Annotated in this window: 19 protein-coding genes; 18 read left to right on the forward strand and 1 reads right to left on the reverse strand. The window is 74.1% G+C overall.

The features are described 5' to 3' along the window. Positions 1-74 precede the first annotated feature (74 nt). The 13 genes from QC029_RS16240 to QC029_RS16300 all read left to right on the forward strand — a co-directional run bounded on the left by QC029_RS16240 (position 75) and on the right by QC029_RS16300 (position 5,655). Positions 75-1,319 (forward strand): hypothetical protein, encoded by a 1,245-nt coding sequence (locus QC029_RS16240; protein WP_279556378.1) that lies wholly within the window; start codon positions 75-77, stop codon positions 1,317-1,319. Between the two features lie 24 nt (positions 1,320-1,343). Next, the gene (locus QC029_RS16245; RefSeq protein ID WP_279556379.1) at positions 1,344-1,496 is read left to right on the forward strand and encodes a hypothetical protein; all 153 of its coding nucleotides are present in this window, start codon (positions 1,344-1,346) and stop codon (positions 1,494-1,496) included. A 3-nt stretch (positions 1,497-1,499) separates the two neighbouring features. Then, positions 1,500-1,823, forward strand: coding sequence for a hypothetical protein (locus QC029_RS16250; protein WP_279556380.1), 324 nt, complete (start codon positions 1,500-1,502; stop codon positions 1,821-1,823). Positions 1,824-1,851: 28 nt separating this feature from the next. Further along, the gene (locus QC029_RS16255) at positions 1,852-2,070 is read left to right on the forward strand and encodes a hypothetical protein (protein WP_279556381.1); all 219 of its coding nucleotides are present in this window, start codon (positions 1,852-1,854) and stop codon (positions 2,068-2,070) included. Continuing rightward, complete coding sequence (locus QC029_RS16260; RefSeq protein ID WP_279556382.1) at positions 2,067-2,231, forward strand: hypothetical protein; 165 nt, start codon at positions 2,067-2,069, stop codon at positions 2,229-2,231. Before QC029_RS16255 ends, QC029_RS16260 begins: the two co-directional genes overlap by 4 nt. An 85-nt stretch (positions 2,232-2,316) precedes the next feature. After that, positions 2,317-2,472 carry a hypothetical protein gene (locus QC029_RS16265; protein ID WP_279556383.1) on the forward strand — a complete coding sequence of 52 codons (156 nt, stop codon included), beginning with the start codon at positions 2,317-2,319 and terminating at the stop codon, positions 2,470-2,472. A gap of 76 nt (positions 2,473-2,548) precedes the next feature. Next, positions 2,549-3,193 (forward strand): hypothetical protein, encoded by a 645-nt coding sequence (locus tag QC029_RS16270; protein WP_279556384.1) that lies wholly within the window; start codon positions 2,549-2,551, stop codon positions 3,191-3,193. Then, positions 3,180-3,560: a hypothetical protein gene (locus QC029_RS16275; RefSeq protein WP_279556385.1), complete on the forward strand. Its 381-nt coding sequence runs from the start codon at positions 3,180-3,182 to the stop codon at positions 3,558-3,560. Before QC029_RS16270 ends, QC029_RS16275 begins: the two co-directional genes overlap by 14 nt. Continuing rightward, the gene (locus QC029_RS16280; protein WP_279556386.1) at positions 3,557-3,763 is read left to right on the forward strand and encodes a hypothetical protein; all 207 of its coding nucleotides are present in this window, start codon (positions 3,557-3,559) and stop codon (positions 3,761-3,763) included. Before QC029_RS16275 ends, QC029_RS16280 begins: the two co-directional genes overlap by 4 nt. Next, complete coding sequence (locus QC029_RS16285) at positions 3,756-4,328, forward strand: hypothetical protein (protein WP_279556387.1); 573 nt, start codon at positions 3,756-3,758, stop codon at positions 4,326-4,328. Before QC029_RS16280 ends, QC029_RS16285 begins: the two co-directional genes overlap by 8 nt. A gap of 12 nt (positions 4,329-4,340) precedes the next feature. Beyond that, the gene (locus QC029_RS16290) at positions 4,341-4,940 is read left to right on the forward strand and encodes an RNase H family protein (RefSeq protein ID WP_279556388.1); all 600 of its coding nucleotides are present in this window, start codon (positions 4,341-4,343) and stop codon (positions 4,938-4,940) included. Further along, positions 4,937-5,416 (forward strand): DUF6221 family protein, encoded by a 480-nt coding sequence (locus QC029_RS16295; RefSeq protein WP_279556389.1) that lies wholly within the window; start codon positions 4,937-4,939, stop codon positions 5,414-5,416. The genes QC029_RS16290 and QC029_RS16295 overlap by 4 nt, the downstream gene beginning before the upstream one ends. Further along, the gene (locus QC029_RS16300) at positions 5,413-5,655 is read left to right on the forward strand and encodes a hypothetical protein (RefSeq protein ID WP_279556390.1); all 243 of its coding nucleotides are present in this window, start codon (positions 5,413-5,415) and stop codon (positions 5,653-5,655) included. Before QC029_RS16295 ends, QC029_RS16300 begins: the two co-directional genes overlap by 4 nt. A gap of 86 nt (positions 5,656-5,741) precedes the next feature. On the opposite strand, the gene QC029_RS16305 is transcribed toward QC029_RS16300, so the two are convergent. Then, complete coding sequence (locus QC029_RS16305; RefSeq protein WP_279556391.1) at positions 5,742-6,002, reverse strand: hypothetical protein; 261 nt, start codon at positions 6,000-6,002, stop codon at positions 5,742-5,744. A gap of 139 nt (positions 6,003-6,141) precedes the next feature. On the opposite strand from QC029_RS16305, the gene QC029_RS16310 reads away from it, so the two are divergent. The 5 genes from QC029_RS16310 (at position 6,142) to QC029_RS16330 (ending at position 9,434) form a co-directional block, all read left to right on the forward strand. Continuing rightward, positions 6,142-6,492, forward strand: coding sequence for a hypothetical protein (locus QC029_RS16310; protein WP_279556392.1), 351 nt, complete (start codon positions 6,142-6,144; stop codon positions 6,490-6,492). After that, the gene (locus QC029_RS16315; RefSeq protein WP_279556393.1) at positions 6,492-6,635 is read left to right on the forward strand and encodes a hypothetical protein; all 144 of its coding nucleotides are present in this window, start codon (positions 6,492-6,494) and stop codon (positions 6,633-6,635) included. The genes QC029_RS16310 and QC029_RS16315 overlap by 1 nt, the downstream gene beginning before the upstream one ends. 144 nt (positions 6,636-6,779) lie before the next feature. Further along, positions 6,780-8,306: a hypothetical protein gene (locus QC029_RS16320; RefSeq protein WP_279556394.1), complete on the forward strand. Its 1,527-nt coding sequence runs from the start codon at positions 6,780-6,782 to the stop codon at positions 8,304-8,306. Continuing rightward, entirely contained in the window at positions 8,303-9,022 is a 720-nt protein-coding gene (locus QC029_RS16325) for a hypothetical protein (RefSeq protein WP_279556395.1), read from the forward strand. Before QC029_RS16320 ends, QC029_RS16325 begins: the two co-directional genes overlap by 4 nt. A gap of 25 nt (positions 9,023-9,047) precedes the next feature. After that, the gene (locus QC029_RS16330) at positions 9,048-9,434 is read left to right on the forward strand and encodes a hypothetical protein (protein ID WP_279556396.1); all 387 of its coding nucleotides are present in this window, start codon (positions 9,048-9,050) and stop codon (positions 9,432-9,434) included. Position 9,435 lies beyond the last annotated feature (1 nt).

Genomic DNA, 9,435 nt, shown 5'->3' on the forward strand with positions numbered 1-9,435 from the left:
CCGGTGGCCGGGCCGGTGGCGTGCGCCCGGCCACCGGCCGGCCGCGCCGCCGCGGGCAGCGGGTCCGATACCCCATGCGGCTGGTGCTCGGCAGCAGCTACGCGGACGCCGACATCACCGTCTACGGGAAGGTCAACGCCCTCGCCCAGCGGGCCGAGCAGTGCACCGCCGGCGTGGAGGAGATCGCCGCCTTCACCGGCCTGTCCGTCTCCTCCGTGGAGCGTGCTCTACGGCGCCTGGGCAGGCCCGGCCCGGACGGAGTGGTCGAGGTCTACACCCGCCGCCGCACCCACAGCGTGTCCGGCACCGGGCAGACCGCCCTGCGCTGGTGCCGCGAGCTCGACGCCGAAGGGTACGTGTGGGCGCCGGTGGCGGCCGCCGACGCTCTCAAGCCCCGCCTGCACCGCCTGTACCTGGCCCTGCGGTACGCCCAGGCGATCGGCCACCAGCCGACCCTGACCGAACTCGCCAAAGTCCTGCGGCACCACTCCGGTAAGCGCGCCGGCCAGCCGATCACCGACGAGGCCGTCAGCGACCTGCTCGACGAGCTGGAGGCCACCGGCTGGATCAGCCTCGAGCGGCGCGGCGGCTACCGCGGCCGCCACGCCGTCACCGTCCACGACCACCCCGTCCACCCCGCCGACACCCCCGACCCGACTCCCGGAGTTGATGACGGATCGGGTGCTGATCATGAAGACGGATCCCTCGCGTATAGGGAAGACCAAGAACTGAACGACCTGAGAACCACGCACCACTCCTCCCCATCCGCCGTAGGCGAGGTACAGGAGGTAGCGCGCGAGGCGGCTGTGGATAACTCGGCCGCGCCGCCGCGCGACCCGGGCGCCTCTCGCGCGTCCCGCGCGGACCGCACCTACACCGGCCCCACCCTTCAGCTCTCCCCCCGCGTCTGGCACGTCCTGGAGCCCGTACGGCACCTCCTGCCCGGCATCCGAACCTGGGTGCTGCGCGAAGTCGCCCGCGCCGTCGGCCGCCAGCTGAGCACCGGCACCGACCCCGAGCGGCTCCGGCTCCGGCTCCAGGACCGCTACGCCGTCACCGATGTCCGCGACCCGGGCCGCTGGCTCCTGGGCGCCGCCCTCAAGCGGTGGGGCTGCGAGAACCCCGACTGCGAGGCCGGACGGCTGTGGTCCACCAGCGAGGACTGCCGGGTGTGCGCCGCGGCCGCCGCCGAACGGGCCCGCGGCCGCCCCCCGCAGCCGCCTCCCGCGCCCGGCTGGCACGAATGCCACCGCTGCCGAGCCCCCGCCCGCGACCCGCTACCCGCCGGCCTGTGCCGTCCCTGCCGCACCGCCGCCTGACCCGTCCGAAGGAGTCACCCGCTCGTGATCTGCGACCGCTGCGCCTACGCCGCCGACCGCGGCCTGCCGCCCATCGCTCACTGCGGCAGCCAGCCAGGCCCCGGCGCCCAGTGCTGCTGCCAGCACCGCCCGCCCCGCCAGGACAAGCCCAAGACCGCGCCCAAGAAGGAGTCCTGACCCATGCCGCCTACGCCCACCCCGGCCGCCGACCCGGACCGGCCGTGCCCGCACGAGACCTTCGACGCCTACGTCGCGGTCAACCGCATCACCCGCAGCGACGACGACCCCACCGTGATCGGCTACAGCGCCGACATCAAGGTCAACTGCCGCGACTGCGGCGAGCCGTTCCGCTGGACCGGCCTGAAGGCCGGCCTCTCCCCGGCCCACCCGATGTGCTCGCTGGACGAAACCGTCATGTCCGCCCCCCTGCGCCCCGCGTCCGCGGACCCCGACTTCGGCCTCGGCCTGCCCGGCTTCTCCGTCGGCTACCAGCCCGGCCCCTGACCCCGCACACCTTCCCCTGGAGTTCCTGATGACCAACCACACCACCCAGCACCGCGTGAACGTCACCCTCACGTTCGCCACCGACACCCCCCGGCGCCAGGTCGCGCTGGCCGTCCACCGGGCCGTCGATGCGGTCGTTCCCGACCAGCTCGAGACCATCACCAGCCACGAGTTCGACCTCGGCGAGCAGGAGGACCCGGCCTCTACCGACACCATCCGCACCGGCGGCGACAGGAGCCAGTCGTGACCCTGCCTGAGTACGAGCTGTACGCCCGCTGCCGACACGGCATCGAGATCCAGCAGTGCACCACCGCCGAGTGCAGCGATGAGCTGTCGCAGCGAGAGGACGACTACGCCCGCGAGCGGCTGGCCCACGCCCACGAGACCGGCGAATACCACCGACTCTGACCCGCCCAGTCCCCGGCCGCTGCCACCCAACCCACGCCCGGCGGCGGCTGGGCCAACCGCCGAACCACGAAGGAACACCACCCCCATGCCCCACTTCCTGATCGGCCTCCTCCTCGGCGCTCTGTCCGGCGGCGTCACCTACCACTTCACCGCGGACGGCCGGCTCGCCGCGATCATCGGCGTGATCGTGTTCCTCGCCGCCTGGCTCGGCATCTGGGCCGTCCTGGTCATCGACGACTGACCAACCCCGCGCCTCACGCGCACGCACCCGCCCGCCCCGGGCGCCCCGGGCGCCCCAGCACCACGAAGGAGCACCAATGTCCGATCACAGCCCGATCACGAACACCACCGCCCGCGCGCTGGACCAGGCCGAGGCCATGCTGCTGCTCGCCGCCTCCATGGGACCCGGCGGCTCCGGCCGTGCCATCGAGGAGCAGGAGCGCCGCGGCCAGGCCGAGCTGCTGCACTCCGACCGCATGCCCACCAACCTGAAGCCCACCAAGGAGGCGTTCGAGGAGGTCGGCTTCACCTTCGGCGAGCCCGACGTCGGCGACCCGCTGTTCGCGCCGGCGACGCTGCCCGACGGCTGGACCCGCCAGGGCTCCGACCACGACATGTGGACGTACATCGTCGACGAGCTGGGCCGCCGCCGCGTCTCGGTGTTCTACAAGGCCGCGTTCTACGACCGCAGCGCCCACGCCTCCCTCCTCCCCGTGTACGGCTACCTGGTGGCCTGCGTCCACGACGGCCAGGAGCCCATCGCGGATGGCACCTGGGCCACCCCTGAAGCGCTCGCCGCCGCGGCCCGCGTCGGCCTCGAGCAGCAGGAGAAGAACCTGAAGGCCGCCCTCCACGACCACGACGCCGAGGACGCCCAGGAGTGCGCCACCTACCGCGACCGGTACGCCGACGTCCTCGCCCGGTACAGCGCTGGGGAGGAGGCTTCCGGTGCCGCTGAGTGAGCCCGGGCTCGACCCGATGCAGAACCCGCTGCTGATGAAGCGGCTGACTGCCGCGCTACGGAAGCGTGACCCGCGCCTGACCCCGCAGAACGCCTACTGGCGAGTGCGGTCCGTCGCCCGCCGCGGGGCCGACAGCCCCTACTACGACGAGGTGCGGGCCGCCGCCGTCGACTGCTGCTACGAGACCTGGGCGGAACTGGTCCGCCCCCTCATCCCTGTGGGGCAGCAGATCATCCGGTCGCTCGTCCCGGCGGTCCGCTCCGCAGCGCGCCTGGCCGAGGCGTACGGCGACATCCTGCGGGGCCGGCCCGACCGGGCGGCACACCACTCGCCGTACGGGCCGCCGCCCCGCCGGGGGCGGCGGTGACAGGGCAGTGGCAGGGGGCCGCCACCGAGTGCGGCCCCTGCTGGACCTACCGCCGGGCCCTGCGCGACCTCCGCGCGAAGCACGCCGCCGCCCGTGCCGGCCGCTCGGCCATCACCGCCCAGACCCGCCGCGTCCTGGTCCTGTGGCTGGAGCACGCCCGGACGCACCAGCCCACGCACAACCCCGGAGGCCGCCATGGCTGACGCCCCCCTGACCCTGGAGGAACTGGTCCGTGACCTGCTGGACTCCTACACCATCCAGGCGGGCGACCGGCCCGGGCCCGGCCTGATCGCCCGCCTGGACGACCTGAAGCTGCGTACCAGCCAGCCGTCCGACGGCGGCCGTGCCACCCCCGGCTCCCGCCCGCCGTCCTCCCTGGCCGCAGTGTCCTGGTCCCAGCGCATCAAGGCCGAGGCCGTCGCGCTGGACCAAGAGCTGCGCGGCTCGGCGTACCCGCAGGAGTGGGAGAAGGCCCTGCGCGCCATCCCTCACAACGCGGAGGCCGCCGACCGTGTGCGCGAGGCCGCCCGCGCGGTCGGCCTGTGGCACGCCAGCGCCCTGACCGTGCTCGGGCTGCGCCGCCCGTCGGTGCACTTCGCGCACGTGCGGTGCCTGATGTGCGGGGAGCGCACGGTCCACGGCCGCGCCGACGGCGACCGGCCGCGCGCCTGGTGCACCAACCCCGACTGCCGCGACGAGGACACCGGCCGCCCGGCCCGCTACGAGGGCGAGCGCGTGTACCTGCTCACCACCAACACCGCGGTGTAAGGAAGAAGACCCATGACCGTTCCTCAGGTCCGCATCACCGGCACCGTGCCGGCCATCGGCGGCCCCGTGCACCTGGCCACCGACGCCTCCGAGGACCCGCGCCGGGTCGCCGGCGGCTACCTGTCCACCACCGGCCACTACGGCGTCCACGCCCACATGTACCCGCGGAAGGCCAGCGGCGTCTCCCGCACGGTCGTCGCCGAGCTGCGCGCGGTGCTGTGGGGCCTGCAAGACGTCCTCGCCACCATCGGCATCTCCCGGCCCGTCACCGTGCACACCGACAGCACCTGTGCCCTGTCGTACCTGCACGCCTGGCAGCAGGGCAGCACCCACATGCCGCCGGGCTACCGCGCCACCCGGCGCTCCCCCGGGCCCCGCTCCCTCGTCGAGCTCCAGCAGCTCGCCGAGTACACCCCAGGCCTGACCTTCGTCCACGTCAAGGGGCACGCGGGGCACCCGCTGAACGAGGCCGCGGACTACTTCGCGCGGCTCGGCCTGCGCTGCTCGCGCGGCACCGTCCCCCGCGCCCGCGTCACCGAACTGGCCCCGCAGTGGGCGCGCGACAGCCTCACCGAGTTCCGCACCACCCGCACGAGAGAAGTGAACCTGTGAACGACCTCATCGACGAGCTGGCGGCATTCCTGCGGGCCTGCTGGGACGAGACCGCGCAGGCCGCCCACGACGCTACCGGCGGCCCCTGGTGGGACGAGCACCCCGAGGAGCGGTGGGGCGAGCAGAAGGACGCCGCAGTCGCCTCCTCGGAGGGCACGCTCGCCGTGCTGCCGTACGACAAGAACGGCCACCTCAACGCGGCCCACATCGCCCGCCACGACCCGGACGGCATCCTGGCTGACGTCGAGGCGAAGCGGGCCCTGCTGGACGACCTCCTGGCCGACCCGCACACGGACGTCGAGGACAGCTTCTACTCGTGCCCTGCCGCGCCGGGAGCCGTGGGCCCTCGCGCCGGCGGCCCATGTGATCCGTTTGAGTGCGGCCGGGATGAACGGCTGGAGCGGCGCCTGAAGCTCCTTGTCCGCCCGTACCGCAAGCGTGAGGGATTCAACTCGGCGTGGTTGGAGGAGCGGTGAGCACCGCCGTCTACAGCGACCTGGAGGTGACGGGCGCCCCGGCCCGCCCTGTCCGCTGGTGTGAGTGCTGCGCAGCCATCCGGGAGAACGGCCGGCCCCGCCGCCGGCCCGCAGTCGCCCGGTGGGTAGGCCCGAACGGCTTCCCCACGCTGCTGTGCCGCTCCTGCCTGGACATCTGGTTCGACCAGGCGGACGACGATGACGCCCTGGAGCCGCTGCGATGGGAGTGGCTGCGGTGAGCAGCGCTGTCGGCGGGCGGCCGTACCCTGGCGCGGGTACGGCGGAGCCCCACCCAACTGTCCTGGGTGGGGCTCCGCGGCGTGGCCTACTCGTCGGCCGCTTTCCGTCTCAGGTCGGTGCGCTGGCCCTGCCGGGACTTCCGCTCCCGGACGTATCGGCGAGCCAGCTCGTAGTCGACGGCCTTGGACCGCCCGACTGGTACGACGGGAGGGAAGTCCGGGTCGGTCCGCGCGAGCTGCGAGATGCGCTGGTGCGTCATCGACTCGACCACGCGGTCAGCGACGAGTCTGCGCGCGAGTTCGCGGAACGACACCATGTCCGGCTCCCTCCTTTCTGCATCGGCCATGGACACCATTCTCTCTAACCTCATTGCCATATGGCAAGGAAGTCGGCTACGGTCGTTCTGCAACACAACGCCCCCACCCCGCGAGCCTGGCAGCGGCGGAGTGGGGGCGGGCCGACCCCTGACGACACCAGGAGTGACCATGCGCGATCGTATCCGCGCCCACCACCCGCCCGGCAGCCCCCTTGCCGGTGATCCGTGCACCTCCGAGGCCCTGCGCCGCGTCCACGCCCAGCGCGACCAGGACGCCCGCCGTCTCCTCGCCGGTGCCGCCGGACGCCTCCCCGGCAACTCCGAGCAGCCCGCCGACCGCGCCGGCCTGTCCATCGCCCTCACCATCGCGTGCTTCGAGCAGCACCCGCGCCTGGCGCAGGCCGACGAGACCGCGCTGCGCCGCGCGGCCTCCGACCTCGCCCCGCACCCGGTCGCCGGCGAGACGGTCGGCGAGTACGCGGCCCGGCTGCGGCTGGTCGCCGAAGGAGTGTGCGCCTGATGACCGCCCGCGACCTCGAGGACTACCGCAAGGCCAAGGCACAGCGCCCCAAGAACGAGGCGGCCGCCCGCCGGCAGCTCGCTTCCGCCCGCCGCCACGCGGCCGAGGCCGCCGCCGCGATGGGACGGAGGCCGGTCCGGTGACCGCCCTGGACGACGCCCAGCGCCGCGAGCTGCTGCGCCGCCTCCGCGAGGTCAACCACCGCTCGAGGACCTGGCCCCGCTGACCCTTCCCCCGTCGGGCCCTGCACCGGGGCCCGACCACCGCCCGCCCCGGGAGCACCCCCGTTGAGCACCGAAACCCTGACCCGCTGGGCCATCGCCCACCCGTACCCGGCTGCGGCCGTGGCCTGCACCGTGCTGGTGCTGGCCACGGTGGCGGTCTGGCTGCTGGTGCACGCCGCCCGTCGCATGACCGTGCCTCCGCCCTATGTGCTGTTCGTCGGGTTCGCCGCCGCGGTCTGCACCGCCTACAGCGCCGACACCTCCTGGCGGTACGCCGAGCACGAGCTGGGCATGACCAACACCGCCGAGCGCGCGGTGATGTTCGCCGCGGCCGAGATCGCGCTGCTGGCCTGCACCGTCATGGCCCGCGCCAACGTGCGCTCCGGCACCACTGAGGACCGGATCGGCTCGCCGGGCCTGCCCGGCACGCTGGTGTGGGTCATCACCGGCGTGCAGGTGATCCCCGCGTTCAGCGAGTCCGGGTTCTGGGGCGGTCTCGTCCGCGCGGTCTTCGGCCCGGTGTTGGCCGGCCTGCTGTGGCATCAGGTGATGGGGCTGGAGGTCCGCGTGGCCCGGCCCCGGGCCCTGTCCTCCGGCCTGGTGCAGCAGATCGGCCGGGAGCTGCGCGAGCGCACGCTGTCCTACCTCGGCCTCGCGACCCGGAACCGTACCGCGGACCAGATCACCCGCGACCGCGCCACCGCCCGCGCCGTCCGCCTCGCCTCCCGCCGCTGGCTCGGGCCCTGGGGCCGCCACCGCCTGGCCGCCGCCGTCGCCCGCGCCGGCGTCGGCGTCGACGGCGAGCAGCGGCACCAGCTGATGCGGCTGCTCGCCGCCCGCCGCAGCGCACCCGAGCTGCGCACCGTGGAGCTGCCGTCTCCGTGGGAGCCGGAGCCCGCACCCGTCCGGCCGCGCACCCTGAACGGTCTGGTCCACGCCGAGCTGACCCGGATGCACCCGATAGACGCGGTGCTGCGGGTGCAGGACACGCACCCGGGTGCGTCCCCGGCTGAGATCGCCTCCCTGTGCACCGCGGCCGGGGTGGTGGTCTCCGAGACCCAGGTACGCATCGCGCTGCGCACCCGGACCGCACCCGGACCCGGACCCGCACCCGATGAGCCGACCGCACCCGCACCCGGACCCGGACCCGCACCCGAGGTCGTACCCGCCGGGGCCCGGCTCCTGCCGATCGTCGCCCGCCCCACACCCGCACCCGCGCGCCCGATGGACGTACTCGTACTCGACCTGGACCGACTGCACCCGCACCCGCACCCGGCGATGTGCGCACCCGTCGCCGCCGCCCAGCCGCGCCGGGAGGTGACCGTCGCGCTGCCGCCCACACCCGAACCCGAGCCGGTACAGCACACCCGGAGCGCACCCGCACCCGCCGCCCGCACCCGCGCCCACGAGCGGACCGAGGCCGAGGCGATCGACAAGGAGGTCATCGCCCGCGCCCGCACCGACTACGCCGACCTCCTCGAGCGTGGCCGCACCCCGTCTCTGCGCACGCTGCGCACCCGCTACCACATCGGCCAGGACCGGGCTCAGCGCGTCCAGGCCGGCCTCACCCAGGAGCTGACGAAGCGATGACCCGCACCACCCCACCACCCGACGACTGGTGGACCCGTCTGTACGGGGCGGACGACACACCCGCACCCGCACCCGTACCCGCCGCGGCCGGGCGGCCCGTCGGCGGACGCACCGGCGCCCAGCGGATCCCGGACTGGCGCACCGGCCCGCTTCTGGACCTGTCCCCGGCCGACCCGGACACGGACCCCAAGGCCGCCCCGGTGAAGGACTCCGCACCGCACCCGGACCCGGAGCGCACCCGCACCCGCACCCGCACCCGGGAAGACGACCGCACCCGTACCCGGCCGGAGGAAGAGCTCCAGCCGGACGAGGACGGCACACCGCGTGACGAGGAAGGGGAGCGGGAGGAAGAGGAGCACGGCCTCCCGCCGTGGGACCCGACCGCCATCGCCGGCCACCTGGTCCACCTCTACCGGCAGCGGCCCGCCCAGGAGCGCGTGCAAGAGGGCGTGCACGTCGTCCAGCGCATCGCCCAGCAGCAGCGCCGCATCGGCCCGGCCGTCTACACCGCCACCGGCGTCTACGCGGCCTGGAAGCTCGGGTTCACCCCCTGGCTGATCGGCTTTATGGACGGCGCGCCCGTCGGGGTGTCCCTGCTGGCGGTGTGGCTCGGCTGGGGCGTCTACCGCACCGCCGACCAGGCCGTCCTGCCCGTCGCCTGGTGCGGCCGCGCCCTCTACACCGCCACCGTCCTCGCCGTCGCCCTCCAGCCCTGACCTGCTCGAAAGGAACCCCTGTCCCATGCTTCAGATCGGCATGCACGGCCTGGCCCTGGTGCTGACCGTCATCACCGGCGCGGCGCTGAAGAAGGGCGGCAAGACCCTGCCGCCCCCGGCCGGCCTCGCCATCGGCATCGCTCTGGGCATCGCCTACGTGAAGGCCGGCGACCCCTGGGCGATCCTGTCGGAGCAGGCCGGCCTGCTGACCGGCCGGATCGGCGACGAGTTCGGCACGGTGCCCGCCGCGATCGCCCTGGCCCTGCTCGGCGCCTGGCACTACCTCCGCCCCGGCCTGCTCGTCAGCACCCTGATGGGCTTCCTCGCCGTCACCGCCGCCTCCGCGGCCTCCGAGCTGTGGCTGAAGCTGGTGTCCATCGTCGACTCCCTCCTGACCGTCATCGCAGGCTGAC

Origin of the sequence: Streptomyces sp. DH37, from assembly GCF_029813835.1 — a bacterium.
Lineage (GTDB): Bacteria > Actinomycetota > Actinomycetes > Streptomycetales > Streptomycetaceae > Streptomyces.

Excerpts from the sequence above, each read along its gene's own strand:
- QC029_RS16240 (WP_279556378.1), top strand. The coding sequence starts at position 75 with ATGCGGCTGGTGCTCGGCAGCAGCTACGCGGACGCCGACATCACCGTC.
- QC029_RS16250 (WP_279556380.1), top strand. The coding sequence starts at position 1,500 with ATGCCGCCTACGCCCACCCCGGCCGCCGACCCGGACCGGCCGTGCCCG.
- QC029_RS16255 (WP_279556381.1), top strand. The coding sequence starts at position 1,852 with ATGACCAACCACACCACCCAGCACCGCGTGAACGTCACCCTCACGTTC.
- QC029_RS16265 (WP_279556383.1), top strand. The coding sequence starts at position 2,317 with ATGCCCCACTTCCTGATCGGCCTCCTCCTCGGCGCTCTGTCCGGCGGC.
- QC029_RS16270 (WP_279556384.1), top strand. The coding sequence starts at position 2,549 with ATGTCCGATCACAGCCCGATCACGAACACCACCGCCCGCGCGCTGGAC.
- QC029_RS16285 (WP_279556387.1), top strand. The coding sequence starts at position 3,756 with ATGGCTGACGCCCCCCTGACCCTGGAGGAACTGGTCCGTGACCTGCTG.
- QC029_RS16290 (WP_279556388.1), top strand. The coding sequence starts at position 4,341 with ATGACCGTTCCTCAGGTCCGCATCACCGGCACCGTGCCGGCCATCGGC.
- QC029_RS16305 (WP_279556391.1), bottom strand. The coding sequence starts at position 6,002 with ATGGCCGATGCAGAAAGGAGGGAGCCGGACATGGTGTCGTTCCGCGAA.
- QC029_RS16310 (WP_279556392.1), top strand. The coding sequence starts at position 6,142 with ATGCGCGATCGTATCCGCGCCCACCACCCGCCCGGCAGCCCCCTTGCC.
- QC029_RS16315 (WP_279556393.1), top strand. The coding sequence starts at position 6,492 with ATGACCGCCCGCGACCTCGAGGACTACCGCAAGGCCAAGGCACAGCGC.
- QC029_RS16325 (WP_279556395.1), top strand. The coding sequence starts at position 8,303 with ATGACCCGCACCACCCCACCACCCGACGACTGGTGGACCCGTCTGTAC.
- QC029_RS16330 (WP_279556396.1), top strand. The coding sequence starts at position 9,048 with ATGCTTCAGATCGGCATGCACGGCCTGGCCCTGGTGCTGACCGTCATC.